We start from the raw sequence: 21604 nt of genomic DNA on the forward strand, positions 1-21604 counted from the left end.
CCTTGTGGTCACGGCGACCGAAGCGGCAGGGCTGGGCGATGTGCAAAGCACCGATGTGACGGTCAATCTGAGTGAAATTAACCTCGATGATAACGCGCCCACCTTCACCCCCAATGACGGTGAGGCGTACAGCTTTAGCTACAACGAAAATGCGACCGATGACTATGTGATTGGGACGGTATCGGCCAGTGACGCGGACGGTGAAAGTGTCAGCTACAGCATCAAAACCAATATCCTAAACAGTTTTGATCAGCCTTTATTTGAGATTGATGCGACAACAGGGGCCATCAGTTTAACCCCTGAAGGCGTGGCGGCGTTTACCAACGACTATGAGCTGGCGGGCAATACTCACAGTATAGTCGTCACCGCCACCGAAGCATTTGGATTCGGTCAAGTCCAAACTACGGATGTTACCGTTAACCTGAGTGAGATTAACCTTGACGACAATGCGCCTGAGTTTAGTCCTAATGATGGAAACGAATATACATTTAGCTATGCAGAAAATAGTCTCGATAGTACTGTTCTTGGCACAGTATCAGCGACCGATGCCGACGGTGAAGCGATCAGTTATAGTATTAAAACCAATGTGTTTAATGGCGATAACGAGGCGCTGTTTGAGATTGATGCCAGTACAGGCGCCATCAGCTTAACGCCGGCGGGCGTGGCGGCGTTTACCAACGACTATGAGCTGGCGAGCAACGCGCACAGCCTTGTGGTGACGGCGACCGAAGCGGCGGGGCTGGGCGATGTGCAAAGCACCGATGTGACGGTCAATCTGAATGAGATTAACCTTGATGACAACGCGCCTGAGTTTACCCCCAACGATGGGGACGCGTACAGCTTTAGCTATAACGAAAATTCTACCGATGGCTATGTGATTGGTACGGTATCAGCAACAGAGGCTGATGGAGAGAGCATTACGTATAGTATTAAAACCAATGTTGTTGATAACTTAGATCAACCGCTATTTGAAGTAGATCCTCTTTCCGGTGAGATTAGTTTAACTGCTGCTGGCGTCGCGGCATTTACCAACGATTATGAGTTGGGGAATAATGTGCACAGCATAGTAGTGACAGCTTCTGAGGCCTTTGGATTCGGTCAAGTTAAGACCACGGATGTAACGGTCAATCTAAGTGAGATTAACCTCGATGACAATGCACCTGAGTTTTCTCCTAATGATGAAAGTCAGTATTCTTTCGAGTATTCTGAGAACACGACTGAGGATACTGTAATAGGAACGGTCTCAGCGAGTGATGCTGACGGTGAATCGCTTACCTATAGTATCAAGACCAATGTACTGAATGACAACAATGAAGCTTTATTTTCTGTTCATCCGACCAGTGGCGCAATTACATTAACCGCTGCTGGAGTGTTAGCATTTACTAACAATTTTGAAGCACTTGGGAACGTTCATAATATTGTTGTTACTGCCACTGAAGTTGATGGATTTGGACTGCAAAAATCTACTGATATCAATGTGGAATTAACAGAAACTAATGTGAATGAACTTCCTGTTGCTGAAAACTTTAGCGTTGATGCAGAAAGCTTGATTACGATACCTATAGTGTTTGACTCTAACGATCAGAGTTTGGATCATATTTCGGATGTGGACGATGATTTTAATGGTGTTCAAGTCAATGTAATGATTACTTCTTTGCCAGATAGTGGCACTCTTCTCTATAAAGAGGCTTCTGGAGAAATTAGGGTTATAACAGAATTAGATCTTTACACACTAGGTCAGCCAGTTGATAGCGCCAAGCTGTTGAACCCAGATAATATTACTTATGTACCTGGCTCTGGCCCTACTTTTGAAATTGGATATAGCGGTGACCCAAGTGATATTGTGTTGGGTGAAGATGGGTTCTATAGGTGGGGTGAATATGTAAGTGATACAGAAAGATTAATAACGTTAGATAATGGTAAAACAATAGGCGTCAGTATTACAGATAATAATGGTAAGCCATTGATGCAGTATATCAATGATAAGCCTCATGTTGGTTGGGGGATTGGTGACAATGATGGCGATGGCATGAATATGCAAGAGACCTTAATAATTGACTTGAGTGATAACCCATTAGGGTCAGTTACGTTTGGCCTCGATGGAATGGGAGGAGCCTTCAATGATGGTAGTAGTGTTTATGTAGAAGTTACCTACACGTTGGCCGATAATACGACACATGTCGAACAATACCAAAAAGATCCAGGCCATACAGGCAATAGCCAGATTTTGTATGAATTCACGTATTCATCACCTGATAACCATATTATCTCTATGGAGCTTACATCTACAGGTAGTAGTTGGGAGTTGAGATATCTATCGGGGAGTCAAGAAATAACAGAGGATGTCAGCTTTGATTATGTTGCGGTAGATTCAAATTTGGCCGTGAGCAGTGAAGCAACGGTGTCGATAGATGTATCTAACTCACCTCAATACGATGTAGTGTCAGCAGAACTGGGAGATGAGTTAATTGCTCAGTCTGGTGATCAAGTACTGCTTGGTGATGATTCAGACAATATTTTCACATGGCTTGATTCTACATTAGATAATGGAACGGATGTGGTTAAAAACTTTGAGCTAGGTACAGATCTGCTTGACCTTACGGATATTTTGGAAGATGACAATAGTGTTGAGGTCGCTGATTTGATCGATAAAATTGAAGCCGTCGTTGTTGATGAAGATGTTGTATTGACGGTAAGTGATGAAGGAATGGAGCAAACGATTATTCTTGAAGGAGTCACTTCCTCATTTGAAGATGCGGGCCTTATAGCTAATAATTCAATCAACAATGAGTTTGATATGCTTACACAGATCTTGAAAACAGATAATGTTTAACCACATACGGCTATCTTATGATAGAAAACTGGCTCTAGGGCCAATTTTTTTTGGGAGAAAAAGCAAACAAATTTATTTTAATGTAACAAAATTCTTGCGTATTCTTTTCGATTTGTGATAAGTTCGCGCGCAATCTCGGAGCTCATTCTGGGGGATACGCGTGACAAAGATTCCAGCTGAGTGTTTGTCACGTAGGGTAGGTATCGGCAAGTTCTTTTGTCGATAGACGGGATACTATTGTCGCTGTGGCGGCATGTTGATGGGAAACCCAACATTGAACTCACATAAAAAACACACATTAATCAGCTTCGTTCTACCTCAATGCCCTGTATTACAAAACAGATGCATTACTGAACCTTGATTACTTCCCGATAAAAACACCCATCTATTTTGGTGGAATGCATTCACATCGTCATTTACTGATGAGCTTGATGTGAAAGGATCACTATATCTGTTATCCCATATTATGGTTAAAGGATATACAGAATATCGAGGAAGCGAGTCATGAGCACTGCCTTTGAAGTCGATAATTCGTTAAATGAAAACACTATCGCAACCCCTTTTGTATCACAGATTCCTATCGTTGATGGAGTCTATGATCTTACGCCAGACGCTGTTTTGCAGGAGCAATCAGAGCATGAGTCTGCAGTTCGTTCTTATCCTCGCCGTTTGCCTATTGCCATTAAGCAAGCGTATGGTGTGCTTGTTGAAGATACTCGAGGTCAAATTTTCCTAGACTGTCTAGCCGGTGCGGGTACTCTTGCATTGGGTTATAATCACCCAGAGATAAATCAAGCACTGAAAAGTCAGCTAGATTCTGGTCTTCCATACCAAACGCTTGATATTGCGACCTACGCTAAAACACATTTTATTCAATCAGTAAAAAACTTTCTTCCCAGAGAGCTTGGCGAAAACTGTGTTATTCAGTTTTGCGGCCCTTCAGGTGCAGATGCTGTGGAAGCAGCAATTAAGCTAGCCAAACAAACGACAGGTAGGAATACCATGTTTGCGTTTCGCGGTGCTTATCATGGAATGACTAATGGCACTATGGGGATGATGGGCAATTTAGGTACCAAGGCGCGTCGCACCGGCTTGATGTCTGATGTGCATTTCATGCCATTCCCGTACGATTTACGCTGTCCATTTGGTTTAGGCGGTGATGAGGGAGCACGAGCGGGTATTCGTTATATTGAGCGATTACTTAACGATGACGAAGCAGGAATCATGAAGCCAGCAGCCATAATCGTTGAACCTGTTCAAGGTGAGGGCGGCGTTATTCCTGCTCCTGCATTTTGGCTCCAAGAGCTGCGTCGTATTTGTGATGAGCATGAAATACTACTGATCTTTGATGAGATACAGTGTGGTGTTGGCAAGTCTGGTTACAATTTTGCTTTTGAAGAAGCTGGGATAGTGCCTGATATCTTGTGTTTGTCGAAAGCGATTGGCGGCGGCCTGCCAATGTCTCTACTTGTCATCAACAAAGATCATGATACTTGGTTACCCGGTGAGCACACGGGAACGTTTCGAGGTAATCAACTTGCAATGGTCTCAGGAGCGAAAGCGCTTGAGATAATCGAGCGCGATAATCTTGTTGAACATGCAAATGTTGCAGGTCAATACTTACGTTTGGGGCTTGAGGATATCCAAAAACGAGTCAACTGTATCGCCGATGTGCGCGGTAAGGGACTGATGTTGGGGATTGAGATCTGCAAACCTAGTCAGAAGAAAAATAAATTTGGCGAGCCCGAATCAGATGGCGAGCTGACCCTAGCGATTCAAAGAGCCGCTCTTGAAAGAGGGCTAATGGTTGAGAAAGGTGGGCGTGACGGTTCTGTAATCCGGTTTTTGCCACCTCTCATCATAACCTTTGAGCAGATTGACTTTGCGTTGCGTGTCATTGAAGAAGCTATTCTCGTTTCTGGCGGCAGTTACAAAGATGTGCAAGAGCCTAATCAAGCTTGGCAGAAACATTTCATTCAAACAGGTACTTTGGGATGTGATGAATTTGTCAAAGTCATGAATCATGCGACTGCGACAATGAAAAAGGTGTTTGAGCAAGCAGATAAACCTTATTCAGGTTTAGATCCTAAGTTACTTGAGCAATCCATTAATGCTATTGATCTGAATAACCAACAATCACATTTGGTCGATATCATAGGTAGTACCGCAGAACTTGTTGGTAAAAACGCGATTTTTACTCAACATCCTCATTGTATTGCTCACCTGCATACTCCTCCTCTGTTGTCTTCAGTTGTGGCAGAGACGGTGATAGCGTCACTGAATCAATCGATGGATTCTTGGGATCAAGCTTCATCTGCGACGTATGTTGAGCAGAAAGTTGTCCGCTGGCTTTGTGACAAGTATGAAATGGGCCAAGAGGCTGACGGTATTTTTACTAGTGGCGGTACTCAGAGTAACCAAATGGGACTTATGCTTGCTCGTGATTGGGTAGCAGACAAGATATCCCATCATTCTGTACGTCAGCATGGACTTCCAGATTACGCCGATAAATTGAGAATTATCTGTTCAGAAAAATCTCACTTTACCCTTCATAAAGCTGCATCTTGGATGGGACTTGGTGATAAATCTATCTTGACTGTTGCGACCAATACCGATGGTACAATGGATACTTCGCAACTGGAAAAAGCACTCGAAGAAGCAAAATCACAAGGGCTTATTCCATTTGCCATTGTTGGTACAGCTGGCACTACTGATCATGGTGCAATAGATGACCTAAACGTCATAGCAGATATCGCCGATAAATATCAGATGTGGATGCACGTAGACGGTGCTTACGGCGGTGCATTAATTTTAAGTCGTCACAAGGAGCGTTTATCTGGCATCGAACGTGCTGATTCGGTGAGTGTTGATTTTCATAAATTATTCTATCAAACAATAAGCTGTGGCTCTTTGCTGGTTAAAAATAAGGCTAGCTTCAAGTACTTGCTCCATCATGCTGATTATCTTAATCGCGAGCATGATGAGCTACCTAATTTGGTCGATAAATCGATTGCAACGACAAAACGGTTTGATGCACTAAAAGTGTTTATGACTATGCAGAATGTGGGGCCTGATACATTAGGTGCCATGTACGATCATCTGCTCGAACAAACTCAGAAAGTCGCGGATTTAATCAACAGAGAAGAAAACCTAGAGCTTTTGTCTAAGCCATTATTGTCGACAGTGTTATTTCGAGTTAGTAATAAAAATTCAGCGGATTTAAATGAATTGAATAGAGCAGTACGATTAGAAGCTTTGACCCGTGGTATTGCCGTATTAGGCGAAACGGTTGTTGATGGGAAGACTGCACTCAAGTTTACGATTTTAAATCCATGTTTAACCTTGTCTGACTTTGAATCTTTAATTTTGAAAATTAACAAGCTAGCCGACGAGCTAGTGTAACCTAGGTAATAGAGAATTATGGCTATTTTACAGATTGGTGCAGGCGGTGTTGGCTGGGTAGTTGCACACAAAGCGGCGCAAAATAACAAAGTACTAGGTGATATTACAATTGCCTCACGCACACTAGAAAAGTGTGAAAAGATCATTGCTTCAATCGATAAGAAAGGCAATTTGCAAGACTCAAGTAAAAAACTTGAAGCTCGTGCGGTCAATGCCGATGATGTTGAAGCTCTTGTTGCTCTGATCGAGGAAGTGAAGCCTGATTTGGTCATTAATGCCGGTCCCCCTTGGGTCAATATGACGATCATGGAGGCTTGTTATCAAACTAAAGTGTCTTACCTCGATACATCTGTTGCTGTGGACCTGTGCTCTGAAGGACAGCAAGTACCACAAGCGTATGATTGGCAATGGGGCTACCGAGAGAAGTTTGCTGAGGCAGGAATCACTGGAATTCTTGGCGCTGGTTTCGATCCTGGTGTCGTTTCTGTTTTTGCCGCTTACGCAGTGAAGCATCTGTTTGATGAGATCGATACCATTGATGTTATGGATGTGAATGCTGGTGACCATGGTAAAAAATTTGCGACCAATTTTGACCCAGAAACTAACATGCTGGAAATTCAAGGCGACTCTTTCTATTGGGAAAACGAACAATGGAAGCAGGTCCCTTGCCATTCTCGGATGTTAGAATTTGATTTTCCATTAGTTGGTAAGCATAAAGTTTACTCTATGGCCCATGATGAAGTCAGATCAATGCAAGAATTTATCCCTGCAAAACGCATTGAATTTTGGATGGGTTTTGGTGATAAATATTTAAATTATTTCAACTGTATGCGAGATATTGGATTACTTAGCCCTGAGCCATTGACACTTCATGATGGAACCACAGTTCAGCCTTTACATGTGCTTAAAGCCTTGCTCCCTGATCCAACATCTCTAGCTCCGGGGTACGTGGGTAAAACCTGTATCGGAACATGGGTACAGGGAAAGAAAGATGGTAAAGAGCGCAGTGTATTTATTTACAACAATGCGGATCATCAAGTGGCGTACGAAGATGTAGAACATCAAGCCATATCTTACACAACAGGTGTGCCAGCGATTACAGCAGCATTGCAGTTTTTCCGTGGTAAATGGGCGGATAAAGGTGTGTTCAATATGGAACAACTTGATCCAGACCCATTTTTGGAAACCATGCCAGAGATTGGCCTTGATTGGCATGTTCAAGAATTGGACGTCGGTCAACCCGATATTCAAATTTTGAAATAATTCCAAGTTCAGTATTTATTTCAAAGCCGGTACTTTGGTATCGGCTTTATTCAATTTTATGGTAATTAAAATGCAGAAAAGTGATCTTAAAACTCCTTATTTCATGATCAACGAAAATAAGTTGATTGAGAATTTGGAGCAAGCCAAAAAGCTCAAAGAGATTTCAGGTGCAAAGTTGGTTTTAGCGCTGAAATGCTTTTCAACTTGGGGCGTTTTCGACATCATTAAGCCATATTTGGATGGTACGACTAGCTCTGGTCCATATGAAGTGAAGCTTGGTTATGAAACCTTCGGTGGCGAAACTCATGCATATAGCGTGGGTTACAGTGAAGATGATGTCCGTGAAGTTGCCAACCTTTGTGATAAGCTAATTTTTAACTCACACAGTCAGCTATCTGCTTATCGTCATATCGTCGAAAATAAAGCATCTATTGGACTCCGCCTTAATCCAGGTGTCAGTTATGCAGGACAAGATTTAGCAAATCCAGCACGACAATTTTCTCGGTTGGGTGTGCAGTTTGATCATATAGACTCAGCAGTATTTGAAAATATCGACGGTGTTATGTTCCACATGAATTGTGAAAACAAAGATGTGGAGGCCTTCATTGATTTGCTTGATTCAGTCTCTGAGAAGTTTGGCCAATATCTAGACAAACTTTCTTGGGTAAGCTTAGGTGGAGGTGTGTTCTTTACGTGGCCAGGTTATGATATTGAAAGGTTGGGCTTAGCGCTGAAAGCTTTCGCAAAAAGGCATGAGGTGCAGGTTTATCTAGAGCCTGGCGAGGCTATCATAACCAATACCACGGACTTAGTGGTGACTGTGGTTGATTTGGTTGAGAATGGCATGAAGACCGCTATTGTTGACTCAGCAACAGAAGCGCACCGTTTAGATACATTGATTTACAATGAGCCTGCTTCTGTTCGTGAAGCATCAAGTAAAGGTACGCATGAATATGTGATTGGTTCCTGTTCTTGTTTGGCGGGCGATCAGTTCTGTATTGCTAGCTTTGATAGCCCGCTTGAAATTGGGCAGCGGCTGCATATTATGGATAGTGCAGGTTATACCATGGTGAAACTTAACTGGTTTAATGGTTTACGTATGCCATCTGTGTATTGTGAGCGCTCAAATGGCGAGCTGCAAAAACTCAATGAATTTGATTATTCAGACTTTAAACGCTCTCTTTCTCAATGGAGCGTAAAATAAGGTTACACTGACCGGCGATGGGTAGTCTAGCTACCCATTAGCTAGATTCCACGATGACTCGGATTCCAATACTGAGGGCTTCTAGGTCTTTAACTACATCCTCTATGATAAAATCATCAGGGAGTCTAACGGTCATCGTTGCGGTAAATAAACTCGAGCTCACGCCACCACCACCAGCAACAAAGACACGTTGACAGTCCATATCTAATATTTGAATATCTTGTTTATCAAGGGTATGGCTTATCTCATTGACAATTCCTGCTCGGTCAGCGGAATCTAAGCGTAGCTTATAGATACTTGCTACGTGTTGAGAGTGATTTTTAGCTTTCCCAAATCTAACAAGTAAGTTTTCGCAATTACAAAAAGCCTCTTTGACCAAGTTTTCATTTTCTTGGGGTAATTCAACTTTAATGACCCCCGCAACTTGATCTTCAAGAAAGTTCACCTTGCTGACTAGCCATTTTCCACCATGATCATGGGTAATACTGGCGAGCTTCTTAATCATGGTTGGTGTAGCGCTTCCTGCAAAACTTACGATAAAAATACGGTTCATAAGGCTACCTAAGAAAAGTTTATCTATTTATACAGTTTGATTGTAGAGGCTACTTGCAAATGAGGTTTGACTTGGGTCAATGTTTAAAGTTGGATTGCAATGATTTGACAAAAATGTCGAATGCGCCACTCGTGCCACATTTATTAATATCCATATTGAGTGTGGCAACTTTAGCAGCAAATTTCATAACTTTTCTGGTGATTTTTAATTTTATATTGTCAGTGTAAATCACTTGTTTAAGTAATATTTGCGGTGATGATATGAAGGTGTCAGCTTTAGGTAGAGTGTTTAGTTCGTCTTTTTATAACAAGGATTTAGCCGAGAGGAATCTTGAGGTCTCTTCTGTGTCAAAAGCATCAGAGCACAGTAGAAGTCGATCTGCGTCGCTACCGTCTTTTGGACTAGAGTCTAAGTCAAACGTAGACTTCATATTCATGCAGCGAGAGCTAGTCAAAACCAATATTAGTCATCGTAAAAAGCCTTTGTATGAACTTGCGACGAAAAACCATAAAGAAACTGCTGAACTTAGCTCTGATATAGAAACCAAATTCTTGAAAGGTATAAAACGCTTGGTGGTCATCGGTGATAGCTTATCGGACTCCCATGGGCGAATGAGATCAAAAACCTTAGGTATTATGCTGTCATCAAGGCAGTATCATGAAGGGCGCTTCACTAACGGGTTTGTCTGGCCAGACTTTATATCTTCTGATGGATATTTGAAAAAATATATTAAAGACAAGGATGACCGCGAAAATTTTAAACTATTTAATTATGCAGAAGGTGGAGCCGTTACAGCTCGTTATTCCAAGCTGGACCCAACTTTTATTCTAATATCCCACATGAGTCGACAAATTAGAAAGCACGAGAAAAAACAGGGTTTTAAGCAAGGAGATATGGTGGTTTTGGCGTTGAGTGCTAATGACTATATGACGTTTTCTAAGCGAGATATTAAAAAAGTGCTGAACTGCTATAGAAATCAAATCACTAAGCTAGTCGAGAAAAAAGGCGTAAAACATATATTGGTCACAGGAGTCCCTGATCTTTCAACGACAGCCTATGCGCATCAACAAGGAAAAGAATATCAAGACAAAATGTCCAAAATCTCTCATGAACATAATATAGAAATGCAAGCTATGTTAAGAGAACTTAATAAGGCATACCAGAGTGAAGGAGTCATGATAAGATTTTTTGATTTTGGAGGTGAGCTTAATAACTTAGCCGTAAAGGCAAAGACTATTGGATACAATACAAAAACAGAACAACAAGCTGGTTATGTTGATTTATGGCGATATTTCGGGTTTAAGGGAAACAGTGAATCATTTGACCCTGCTCATAGGCATGTGTTTCATGACCAAGTTCATCCCAGCCAAGAGGTTCACCAAATTCTTGCATCACGAATGTGCGACTTTATCGTCAAAGAGTTTGGTCAATCGGGTTCAGACAATATCGCCGAGTAGTCAATTTGTTATGAATGACACCACCAGTACGTTTGCCAGTCAATTAACTTGAAATATCGTTTCTCGGTATATTAATGACATATTTTACAGATCGGAATATTGGTGGTTTTTATTGAGTCGAAATTGTTGTGGTGTGAGATCAAAATAAGACTTAAACGCCTTAATGTAGGATGAATCATTTTTGTATCCAATTTTATCAGCAATGATTTGAATTGGAAGATCTTCATCTAAGAGTGGCAGAGAATATATAAGCCGGAGATGCTGACGCCAACGAGGAAATGATGTGTTGAACTCCTTGAAAAATAGCCGAGACAAGGTGCGCTCTGACGCACCGACTTTATCTCCCCAGATTTTTAGGGACCAGTCTAATGTTGGGTTTTCTGTCAGTTGATTAAAGATAAACTTCAGCCTTCTATCTTGGGGTAAGAGAAGTTGAAACGTCACTACCTCGCTAGCATAAACCTGATCGTGCAGTACATCTAACAAACGAAGTGTTTGATCGATGGCATTTTCATATAAATATGTTCTGCGTATTTCTTGAAGTAGCTGTTTGAGAAATGGTGTGAGGTAAAGCGTTCTTAACTTGTCTTCGTATGTTTGACCAAATGTAGGATTGATGTAAATACCGATAAACGTGGTACTTGATAGCGCAATAGATTCATGTTTGAGGCTGGCTGGTACAAATAAAGCCGACGTATGCGGTAGAAGGTATTGATAGTTTCCCGATTGTGTTTGCAATAGCCCTTTTATTGGAAAAATGATTTGGTGCCAATCATGGTAATGCATGCTGTCGACATAACCTTTGGACATCTCGATCGTTTTAACCAAAACAGGAGAGTTGGGGTTTTTGGCGATTATCTCATTAGCGGTTAATCCGTTTTCAGTGAGTATTGATTGGCGACTTAGCATTATAAGATGTCCCATTATCCCTATCTCGACATTTCCAGTTGAGGTTAGCATAGTTTCACCAGCTATTACAGGAGCGACTATGCAGATTCATTTTGTTATTCATGAAGTGTTTGAGGGACCAGGGTATTTTGAATATTGGGCACTTAAAAATGGATTCCAAATCAGTTATACACGTTTGTACTTGGGAGAAACTTTACCTACCGATGCTTTAGGGTTTGATCTGCTTGTTGTCTTGGGTGGTCCTCAAAATCCATCAACGTCACAGGATGAGAGCCCCTATTTTGATGCCCATAGTGAAAAGAGCTTTATCAATGAGGCGATTTTGAACAACAAAGCTGTAGTCGGAGTTTGCTTAGGTGCACAACTGATTGGAGAGGCCTTAGGTGCTGGTTATGCAACCAGTCCTGAACGAGAAATTGGGTCGTTTCCAATAACACTGACTCAACATGGACTAAGTGACCCTTTGCTTGGCAGTTTTGAGGTTGAGGAAATTGTTGGCCACTGGCATAGCGATATGCCGGGACTCACCAAAGATTCAAGAGTGCTTGCGTTTAGTCAGGGGTGTTCGCGTCAAATTGTACGTTATGCTCCTTTGGTTTATGGCTTTCAATGTCATCTCGAATTGACCTCTTCTGAGCTACCTCCACTTATTGAAAATAGTCACCAATTGCTTGCAGACCATAATACACAACAATTTGTACAATCTGAGCGAGAAATTTTGGCAATGCACACGGTTAGAATGAATCAGTTACTTGGTGAGTTTTTGGATAGGTTAGTGAACAAATATCTGCAATATGAGGTAAAGTGATATGAGATATCGAGTAGACATATCCAAAGATGAGACGCTACTTTTCAGTATAAGTATTGAAAATATAGACAAAGAAAAAAGGGAAAAAAATTTGGAGCTTGTTCTTGAGAAATTTCCTCCCGAAGAAGGATACCATGTACAAACTCTCTATTCAGATCATGACATTCGTTATCTCAAGAGTACGGGGGACAGCATAGAAATTTTGGCTGCTTTGCCTGTCTATGAACCTATTCCTAATCTTTGAGCGCAGGCATATTTTTATCGAGGGCATCATCGTGCAAGATTTAAGCAGAGTCAATTATGTGCTCACAGGTAAGGCTGTCGCATTTGCTCGAGGGGCGCAAAGCGCAATCGACAAGCAAATAGTGTCTGGTCGTCAGGCTGTCCACTTTTTGGGGATTGATGGTGATGAGCAAGGAGATTTACGTGTTCATGGCGGGGTTGAAAAGGCCATACATATATATCCTAGTGAACACTATAAAGACTGGATTAAAGAACTTGGTGAGCGAGAGGCGTTAAATCATGTCGGCGCTTTTGGAGAGAATATCAGTTCTGTTGGAATCACTGAAAAAGATATCTGTTTGGGCGACAAGATACGTATTGGTTCGGCTTTACTTGAAGTTTCTCAAGGTAGAATGCCATGTTGGAAGTTGAATGTTCGTTTTGAGCAAAAGAATATGGCGAAGCGACTACAGGATTCCTTGCGAACAGGTTGGTATTTTAGAGTTCTCCAACAAGGAGATATAGGTCAAGGTGATGAAATTATTTTGTGCGAAAGGCCTTATCCAGATTGGCCTTTGACAAAAATAATGGGTCTAATTTTTGAAGGCTGTCTCGACGAAGTCCAGTTGCTACAACTCGCACAATTGCCTTTAGTGGAGTCGTGGAAAAAACTTGTTCAGCGTAGGATGAGTGATCGCCAACTTGAAAATTGGTCCCCTAGGTTAGATGGACCAAAAGATGAATCTCGATAAAGGGGGAGCATGCCTTTATAACAGGCATGCAAAAAGCGACTGTTAGAACGTAATCTTCATTTCTGCGCCGTAAAAAAAATCGTCGTAGTTGGCACCTGAGTCTATGGCAAATTTAGCGGCATCTTGGTTACCAAACCAAGGCTTAGTGTTGAACTGAAACTCAGCGGAGCCTCCCCAGGCGTCACTTACCCAGCCATGGATATGCCCAACGGGGTTAAGTAGGAACAAGGTTACACCACCCATCGTTTCTGAGCCCCACACTTCACCGCCACTAGAGACAATATCCTGTTCGGCATCAAACATCATCTCACCAACAACAGCACCAAAGAAAGGCGTAATGAAAAGATCCTGCCATGAGGGAACTTCAGCAAATGCTTCAACACCATACTCCCAAAAGAAAGTGGATAAGGTAGCAGAATAAAGAAACGACTCGAATTCATTGAATCCAGCATGCCGAGCTGCTGTGTAGTAGACACCACCAAAATACGGGTGCATAACGTAGTTAAGAAAATGATCATCCCTATCCCAAACAGGACCTGATGTAACATTATCCTTCCACTTAGAACCAAGATCACTTAAATCACGATCTTCTTCATCCCATTTGGTGATTGACTCTGGCAGTAGGGTCATTAATCCCACTGTCACAACACTGAGACCCAAAATAGTGTATGTTTGACCTTTAAGATAATCCCAGTCTTTCTCATTTTTCACAGTTAGGTATTTAGGCAGCTCTGGCTCTTCAAGCTTTAAATCTGACTCGGTTAAACCTAAATGGTAAGCATTTGATGAGTGATATGAGTATGGCGTGTTGAAAAGGTCATCGCTATGGTTATCTTCGACGGTATACCGTAGCTCAATTTGCTTAGGAGTTTCATGGATGTTGGCGTTTGTGAAAGCAGAAAACGACAACATCAAAGTCGTGATGTATTTTTTGTACACGGATAAACTCCATAATCTTGTTCTTAAATTGTCCTGAGTTCACGATTATCCAACAAAGTCACTAGAATGAAAACCGTAACTTGTGCTAATTAAGAAACTAATACTCTTAGCTACACTCAAACTATGATGAGCGTTGGCTATTATACATCCCGCATGTGAATTAAGATTCTTAATTGATAAGTGTGTGAGCTTTTGCTGTCCTCTAAACCACTTGAATCTTAGGGTTGATGAATGTCCCTTTAGTAACAATTTCCTAAGAAGGAAAATAATTATGTTGAAAATAGCGATGTTGAGTACCGGTGAAGAAGTACTTCATGGGGATATCGTGGATACAAATGCAGCTTGGTTGTCAGAAAAGTTTTTCCAGCATGGTTTTTCTTTATCGAAGCGTTCTACTGTTGGTGACAATATGCCAGCATTAGTCGAAGAGTTGATGATGTTAAGTTTTAACTATGATGTCGTGTTAGTAAATGGCGGGCTTGGACCAACGTCTGATGATATGAGTGCGGAAGCGGCGGCACGAGCTGCAGAGACAGATTTAGAACTTTATTCACAGTGGACGGATAAATTGGAGAAGCACTTTGCGGATCGCGGTGTTGAGATGCCAGAAAGCAACCGTAAGCAAGCTATGTTACCACGGGGCTCGGTGATTTTGGATAATCCTATTGGTACCGCCTGTGGTTTCTCGCTTTCTTTTAATGATTGTGATTTTTACTTCACTCCTGGTGTGCCTAGTGAGTTCCATCTAATGGTAGAGTCAGTTATTTTGCCTCAACTTGAAAAACATCATCCTGACGTGATTGGTTACGACTGCAGTAAGTTGTATTCACTTGGTCTATCAGAGTCGTACTTGTCTGATGTTATGGCTAAAGTCGAGTTACCTCAAGGATATACATTGGGCTATCGTTCATATTTACCTTTTATTGAAGTAAAGCTATTCGGTCCAAAAGGAGATATTGATAATAGAGTAAGGCTGCTCAAAATCATTCACAACTTAATAGAAGAGAATATTGTTAGTGTTGATGAAACGATGGAAGATTACTTAGGTCACCTGATTGTTGAGAAGGCACACTCTATTTCTACAGCAGAGCAGTCCACGTATGGCTATCTGACAAAGTTGCTAAATTCAAATGATCAAGCTACGCACTACTGTGAACATGGATGGATTTTAGGTGAAAGAACCGATGTTGGAGAAACTAACAATGATCCTCTTGCTGCGATTCTTGCCCTTGCAGGTGCGACGAGAGAGAAGTGCCATACTCATATTTCCCTAGCTACTGGAAAAGTGAAAGATCAGATATTTTCTCTTGCCATCGCTACTCCTAAAGGTGAGTGGGGACAAACGTTAAGTTTTAATCGTTCTCTATCACGAGATGATAAAATCATACTCATTGCTACCATAGCGGCAGATATGCTTAGACGTTACTTCTTAGAGAAAGAGATGTTTCCTAAGTATGGTTCTTTGACCAGAACCAAGCAAATCTATGTACCTAGAGACTTACTTCATCATTAATAGAGTTAGAGTTTCATCGATAGTCTAATCTATTTGTTTTGTCAAAACACTATATAGCACCACGTATTATTAAGTGAATGAATATGTTTCTTATTACATGCATGCTTTGGTAAATATTTCTTAGAAGAAAATCATCTAAAGCTTAAAGTTATGATTTTAAATAGATGGTGAAAAAGCCTCACTAATTGGTGCGTGCATTTGTATAAATTGCGCTTAAAATGAAAGTTCATGGAAGGTTTTACCTAGGGAGGTTGGCATGAGCCTGCATTCGAAAATTGTAGTGTGGTATCAAGTCGCAGACCAAAAAGTTGTGCTAGGAGAATCACTTAGTGACACTGGACAGGATGTTATATCGATTTGGCTCAGTGTGCCAGAAGAGGAAAATCAAGAAAATTCATTGGGCTACCGTTTGTCTTTGTTCGATGATGGTGGACGGGAAATTGCAAACAAAGCGATATCGACGTTGACTGCCGACGATTTCTTAGCCCAAATTAAAGTCCGAGCCTAAATTGACTAAGTAAAAAGCCCGATATATTAAAACGGGCAATTCATATTGAATAACTATGCACTTTTATCTTTTAGAATATAAGTCACATCTTCAACTTCTATGTCAGATTTTGCTTTGCAAATACAAGGCAAAATCTCATTTTCTTGAGTGTAGGCCATAGCAAAACCAACGTATTCAACTTCACCTCGAGTCAACTTACAGCGGCAAGCACCGCAGTGACCATCTCGGCAGTTATATTCAGGAGCTAACCCCGCATTTTCCATTGTTTCAAGAATGGTGTTAGAGGGGTTAGACTGAATCGCTGTAATACCGTTGATTTTTATATTGGGCATTAGAGTTCGAAGTCCTTAAAGTCATCAGCTTGTACATCGCTATCTATCTGACCCACCAGATAAGATGAAATTTCTGCTTCTTGCGGTGCAACTTGAACATTATCTGATGACAGCCAAGCATTGATCCATGGGATTGGATTAGAGTTTGCTTCTGGGTAAGCGGCATCTAAACCGACGGCCTGCATACGAATATTAGTAATATATTCAACGTATTGGCAAAGAATGTCTTTGTTAAGGCCTATCATCGAGCCGTCTTTAAATAGGTATTCAGCCCATTCTTTTTCTTGCTCGGCTGCGGCTTTAAATAAGTCGAAACATTCTTGTTTGCATTCTTCAGCAATTTGCATAAATGAAAAATCATCTTGGCCGTTGCGCAGAAGATTTATCATGTGCTGAGTGCCTGTAAGATGAAGCGCTTCATCACGAGCAATCAGCTTGATTATTTTTGCATTGCCTTCCATCAGCTCTCGCTCGGCAAAGGCAAAAGAGCAAGCGAAACTGACGTAAAATCGAATCGCTTCTAAGGCATTGACTGACATCAGGCAAATGTAGAGCTTTTTCTTGAGATCATGGAGACTTACAGTGATTTGCTCACCATTGATTGTATGTGTACCTTCGCCATACCTATGGTAGTCACTTGTCAACTGAATTAGATCGTCATAGTACTGAGAAATATCTTCTGCACGTTTTAAGATATGTTCATTTTCTACTATGTCATCAAACACAACCGCTGGATCGTTGATGATATTCCGTATGATATGAGTGTAAGAGCGAGAATGGATCGTTTCAGAAAACGACCAAGTTTCAATCCAAGTTTCCACTTCTGGTAGTGAAACTAATGGCAGTAGTGCAACATTAGGGCTGCGTCCTTGAATCGAATCAAGCAAGGTCTGATACTTCAGATTAGAGATGAAAATATGTTTTTCATGATCAGGTAGCTTGTTATAGTCGATACGGTCACTCGAAACATCGACTTCTTCTGGACGCCAGAAAAATGAGAGTTGTTTTTCAATAAGCTTTTCAAAGATTTCAAACTTTTGTTGGTCATACCGAGCAACATTCACAGACTGGCCTAAGAACATAGGTTCTTTTAATTGGTCATTCTTATTTCGGTTAAAAGTACTGTAAGCCATGATGCCTCATTCCTTTTAAGCCCTTCTACTGAAGGGCAAACAATCTATTAAATTTTGTAAACTATCTATCTGATAGACATTAAATTTTACAACCACCACCAGCGCAATCATCTTCTTGCACTTGTACCGCATCTTTCTGATCGTCACTCGCACCATCACGTGTGTTATGATAGTAGAGCGTTTTCACACCGTACTTATACGCAGTGAGTAGGTCTTGCAATAGCTTTTTCATCGGGACTTTGCCGTTATCAAAACGAGTTGGGTCATAGTTGGTGTTAGCCGATATCGCTTGATCAACAAACTTCTGCATAATTCCCACCAGATGTAAATAGCCATCATTTGAGCCGATATTCCAAAGCAGTTCGTAGTTCTCTTTATACTGAGAATACTCAGGTACAACTTGCTTAAGAATGCCATCTTTAGAGGCCTTAATTGATACATATCCTCTAGGAGGCTCGATACCATTTGTTGCGTTAGAGATTTGAGAAGACGTTTCTGAAGGCATTAAGGCCGTAAGTGTTGAGTTACGAAGACCATGAGTCATGATCTCAGTACGCAAGTTGTCCCAATCATAATGTAATGGCTCATCACAAATTGAGTCGACATCTTTTTTGTAGGTATCAATCGGTAATAGGCCTTTCGCATAATTGGTTTCATCAAAAGCAGGACATCTACCTTGCTCTTTTGCTAAGGCTACAGAGGCTTTCAACAAGTAATATTGAATTGCTTCAAACGTGCGGTGAGTCAGCCCATTCGCACTACCATCAGAATATTTAACGCCATTTTTCGCCAAGTAATAAGCGTAGTTGATGACACCTACACCTAGGGTGCGTCTGTTCATCGTTGATCTTTTCGCCGCAGGAAGTGGGTAATTCTGATAATCAAGTAGGGCGTCGAGCGCTCTCACGACTAAGTCAGATAGATCTTCAAAATCGTCCAAAGATTCGATTGCGCCAAGGTTAAATGCCGAAAGAGTACATAAGGCAATTTCACCGGACTCATCTTCAACATTGGTGAGAGGTTTGGTTGGTAGCGCAACCTCAAGGCACAAGTTTGACTGACGTACAGGCGCCACCTTTGAGTCAAATGGGCTATGGGTATTACAGTGGTCAACGTTTTGAATATAGATACGGCCAGTAGAGGCTCTTTCTTGCATTAAGATGGAAAAAAGCTCGATGGCTTTGACGGATTCTTTCTTAATCGAAGAATCGTTTTCATACTGAACGTATAAACGTTCGAATTCATCTTGATCTTCAAAGAATGCATCGTACAAGCCAGGAACATCTGAAGGCGAGAATAAGGTAATGTATCCACCCTCAACAAGGCGTTGGTACATAAGTCGGTTTAATTGAACGCCATAATCCATGTGGCGTACACGGTTTTCCTCTACACCTCGGTTGTTCTTAAGTACCATTAAAGCTTGTGACTCACCATGCCAAAGCGGGTAGAACACGGTAGCTGCACCGCCACGCACACCGCCTTGCGAGCAACACTTTACTGCAGTCTGGAAGTACTTGTAGAAAGGAATACAACCGGTATGGAAAGCTTCACCGCGGCGTATTTCTGAGCCCAGAGCACGAATACGTCCTGCATTGATTCCAATACCTGCACGTTGAGAAACATAGCGAACGATTGAGCTTGCGGTAGCATTAATAGAATCTAGGCTATCACCACATTCAATCAATACACAGGAACTGAATTGACGTGTAGGAGTACGAACTCCAGACATTATGGGTGTAGGTAGGGAAATTTTAAACGTCGAGGTTGCATCGTAGAAACGTTTTATATAATCCAGACGTGATGATTGAGGATATTTTGCAAATAGACATGCTGCAACGAGTATGTAGAGAAATTGCGCACTTTCATAAATCTCACCGGAAACGCGGTTTTGGACAAAGTATTTGCCTTCTAGCTGTTTGACGGCCGCATAGGAAAAATCTAGGTCGCGTTTGTGGTCTATATAACTATCAAGTTCATCCAACTCTGCCTTGGTATAATCTTGCAAAATATGTTGGTCGTATTTACCCATATCAACGAGACGAGCAACATGGTCATACAGCTTTGGTGGCTCATATTGGCCATACGCTTTCTTACGCAGATGGAATACGGCGAGCCGCGCTGCAAGATATTGATAATCTGGGGTTTCTTCTGAGATTAAGTCGGCAGCTGATTTGATGATGGTTTCGTGAATGTCAGAAGTCGTTATACCATCATAGAACTGAATGTGAGCGCGAAGTTCTACTTGAGAGACAGAAACGTTATCTAGGCCTTCTGCAGCCCAGGTAATGACTCTGTGGATCTTCTCTAGATCAATATTTTCTTTGCGTCCATCACGTTTAGTAACGGTGAGTTGTTGGTTCATTCTGCTTAATTTCCCTAACAAAACTGATAAAAGCCGTGTTTTTATGCAAATTGCTTCAAAAACGTTCCAGCTTTGTGATCAAAGTCTATCTACATATTGTGGTCCAAACACAACATATAGGGGTGTATTGCTTTACGACTACAAGATAGTGCTATGTGAGAAGCTTTTCAAGTTGAACTACTTGGATGACTTGTGGATAACTAACAAAATTAAAAATTTCAGTAAGTGGATACTAACTGATGGGGTTAGGAGCTACTTGATTGTATAAAATTACTATTTTTGAATCGGTTTTTTAGTAACCACATTCAAAAAAAAATTCCTTGATCTTTCGATAATTCTGAGCGTGATTTTTGAGAGCTCATTTTGGAAGCAAAATAGCAAAAATAAGCTTGAAATCTAAACAAAAACGGTAGCCTATTTTGGCTACCGTTTTGATGTTAATAATGTGATGACGGTATCGTTTGAGAACTAAAACTTACTCGTATGCACTATATAGTTAACGTCTACATTCGCTCCGAGTTTGTAGGTATCCGTGATCGGATTATAGCCAAGGCCTGTTATGGCCATTTCCGTCAGTTCGGTGTGATCAATCATTTTGAGAAGCTCGGCAGGTCGAATGAACTTATCGTGATCATGGGTGCCTTCCGGTACAATGCGCAGCAGTTTTTCTGCTCCGACAATGGCAAACAGGTACGATTTGAAGTTACGGTTAAGCGTAGAGAAAAAAACATGCCCGCCCGGTTTAACAAGCTTGGAACAAGCAGTCACAACCGATTGAGGATCGGGCACATGTTCAAGCATTTCCATACAGGTCACCACATCATATTTACCCGCATTCTCAAGCGCATGATCCTCAATGGTACTTTGGATATAAGTGAGCTCAGTGCCTGTTTCAAGCGCATGAAGCCTTGCGACTTCAAGTGGCTCTTTTCCCATATCCAGTCCAGTGACTATTGCGCCTTCTTTTGCCATGCTTTCAGCTAAAATACCTCCGCCACATCCGACATCAAGCACCGTTTTGCCAAACAAACCACTGGCACGATCCAAAACGTAGTTAAGACGCAGAGGGTTAATTTGATGCAGAGGTTTGAATTCTCCTTGTTTGTCCCACCAACGTGAGGCCATATCTTCAAATTTTTTTATTTCATTGGGGTCGACATTTTGTGAAAGGCTCATAAGCGGCTTTTTCTCGGTAACTTCCATCGATGAGGTGGTATTATACTCTGTAACTGCGGACACTCCAGAGTAGACTGCACTTTTCCGTTGTTGTGGTGAAAATATAGTCAGCATTCAGCAAGATAAAACGGCAGTGTTTAATTTCTCAGCATTTGATCCACAACCAAGCTCACAACCTGATAAAAGGAGCGGGAAAGTAATGCCGAACTTGGTATTTGTGTGTTATATTTTTGCGACT

The 21604-nt window shown here is 41.4% G+C and carries 17 protein-coding genes; 10 read left to right on the forward strand and 7 right to left on the reverse strand.

The window, feature by feature from the left end:
* From QQK21_RS03125 to nspC, 4 genes are all read left to right on the forward strand, one after another.
* The coding region (locus QQK21_RS03125) for a cadherin repeat domain-containing protein (protein WP_284190738.1) at positions 1 to 2833 on the forward strand (2833 nt) is incomplete at its 5' end.
* A 504-nt stretch (positions 2834 to 3337) separates the two neighbouring features.
* Complete coding sequence (locus tag QQK21_RS03130; protein WP_284190739.1) at positions 3338 to 6235, forward strand: pyridoxal phosphate-dependent class III aminotransferase; 2898 nt, start codon at positions 3338 to 3340, stop codon at positions 6233 to 6235.
* Positions 6236 to 6253: 18 nt separating this feature from the next.
* Positions 6254 to 7498, forward strand: coding sequence for a carboxynorspermidine synthase (locus QQK21_RS03135; protein ID WP_284190740.1), 1245 nt, complete (start codon positions 6254 to 6256; stop codon positions 7496 to 7498).
* A gap of 70 nt (positions 7499 to 7568) precedes the next feature.
* A complete protein-coding gene (gene nspC, locus QQK21_RS03140) occupies positions 7569 to 8702 on the forward strand; it encodes a carboxynorspermidine decarboxylase (protein WP_284190741.1) in 1134 nt (377 codons plus the stop codon).
* 37 nt (positions 8703 to 8739) lie between these two features.
* On the opposite strand, the gene QQK21_RS03145 is transcribed toward nspC, so the two are convergent.
* Entirely contained in the window at positions 8740 to 9255 is a 516-nt protein-coding gene (locus QQK21_RS03145) for a glycine cleavage system transcriptional repressor (RefSeq protein ID WP_284190742.1), read from the reverse strand.
* A 260-nt stretch (positions 9256 to 9515) separates the two neighbouring features.
* On the opposite strand from QQK21_RS03145, the gene QQK21_RS03150 reads away from it, so the two are divergent.
* Positions 9516 to 10712, forward strand: a complete 1197-nt coding sequence (locus QQK21_RS03150) for an SGNH/GDSL hydrolase family protein (RefSeq protein WP_284190743.1) — start codon at positions 9516 to 9518, stop codon at positions 10710 to 10712.
* An 84-nt stretch (positions 10713 to 10796) separates the two neighbouring features.
* Here QQK21_RS03150 and QQK21_RS03155 read toward each other — a convergent pair whose 3' ends face one another.
* Entirely contained in the window at positions 10797 to 11621 is an 825-nt protein-coding gene (locus QQK21_RS03155) for an AraC family transcriptional regulator (protein ID WP_284190767.1), read from the reverse strand.
* A gap of 79 nt (positions 11622 to 11700) precedes the next feature.
* Here QQK21_RS03155 and QQK21_RS03160 point away from each other — a divergent pair, with 79 nt between their 5' ends.
* The 3 genes from QQK21_RS03160 to QQK21_RS03170 are packed head-to-tail and all read left to right on the forward strand — an operon-like array spanning position 11701 to position 13403.
* Positions 11701 to 12429, forward strand: a complete 729-nt coding sequence (locus QQK21_RS03160; protein ID WP_284190744.1) for a glutamine amidotransferase-related protein — start codon at positions 11701 to 11703, stop codon at positions 12427 to 12429.
* Position 12430: 1 nt separating this feature from the next.
* The gene (locus QQK21_RS03165) at positions 12431 to 12673 is read left to right on the forward strand and encodes a hypothetical protein (RefSeq protein ID WP_284190745.1); all 243 of its coding nucleotides are present in this window, start codon (positions 12431 to 12433) and stop codon (positions 12671 to 12673) included.
* Positions 12674 to 12704: 31 nt separating this feature from the next.
* Entirely contained in the window at positions 12705 to 13403 is a 699-nt protein-coding gene (locus QQK21_RS03170; RefSeq protein WP_284190746.1) for an MOSC domain-containing protein, read from the forward strand.
* Positions 13404 to 13445: 42 nt separating this feature from the next.
* Here QQK21_RS03170 and QQK21_RS03175 read toward each other — a convergent pair whose 3' ends face one another.
* Positions 13446 to 14342 (reverse strand): DUF3943 domain-containing protein, encoded by an 897-nt coding sequence (locus tag QQK21_RS03175; protein WP_284190747.1) that lies wholly within the window; start codon positions 14340 to 14342, stop codon positions 13446 to 13448.
* Positions 14343 to 14613: 271 nt separating this feature from the next.
* Between QQK21_RS03175 and QQK21_RS03180 the strand changes: the two genes are divergently transcribed.
* Positions 14614 to 15855 carry a CinA family nicotinamide mononucleotide deamidase-related protein gene (locus QQK21_RS03180; protein ID WP_284190748.1) on the forward strand — a complete coding sequence of 414 codons (1242 nt, stop codon included), beginning with the start codon at positions 14614 to 14616 and terminating at the stop codon, positions 15853 to 15855.
* Between the two features lie 256 nt (positions 15856 to 16111).
* Positions 16112 to 16363 (forward strand): hypothetical protein, encoded by a 252-nt coding sequence (locus QQK21_RS03185; RefSeq protein WP_284190749.1) that lies wholly within the window; start codon positions 16112 to 16114, stop codon positions 16361 to 16363.
* A 53-nt stretch (positions 16364 to 16416) separates the two neighbouring features.
* On the opposite strand, the gene yfaE is transcribed toward QQK21_RS03185, so the two are convergent.
* The 4 genes from yfaE to ubiG form a co-directional block, all read right to left on the reverse strand.
* On the reverse strand, positions 16417 to 16695 hold the full coding sequence (yfaE, locus tag QQK21_RS03190) for a class I ribonucleotide reductase maintenance protein YfaE (RefSeq protein ID WP_284190750.1): 279 nt from the start codon (positions 16693 to 16695) through the stop codon (positions 16417 to 16419).
* The gene (gene nrdB / locus QQK21_RS03195; RefSeq protein WP_284190751.1) at positions 16695 to 17828 is read right to left on the reverse strand and encodes a class Ia ribonucleoside-diphosphate reductase subunit beta; all 1134 of its coding nucleotides are present in this window, start codon (positions 17826 to 17828) and stop codon (positions 16695 to 16697) included. The genes yfaE and nrdB overlap by 1 nt, the downstream gene beginning before the upstream one ends.
* Positions 17829 to 17907: 79 nt before the next feature.
* Positions 17908 to 20190 (reverse strand): class 1a ribonucleoside-diphosphate reductase subunit alpha, encoded by a 2283-nt coding sequence (gene nrdA, locus QQK21_RS03200; protein WP_284190752.1) that lies wholly within the window; start codon positions 20188 to 20190, stop codon positions 17908 to 17910.
* 468 nt (positions 20191 to 20658) lie between these two features.
* On the reverse strand, positions 20659 to 21366 hold the full coding sequence (gene ubiG, locus QQK21_RS03205) for a bifunctional 2-polyprenyl-6-hydroxyphenol methylase/3-demethylubiquinol 3-O-methyltransferase UbiG (protein WP_284190753.1): 708 nt from the start codon (positions 21364 to 21366) through the stop codon (positions 20659 to 20661).
* Positions 21367 to 21604 lie beyond the last annotated feature (238 nt).

Origin of the sequence: Vibrio zhanjiangensis, from assembly GCF_030161235.1 — a bacterium.
GTDB classification, from domain to species: domain Bacteria; phylum Pseudomonadota; class Gammaproteobacteria; order Enterobacterales; family Vibrionaceae; genus Vibrio; species Vibrio zhanjiangensis.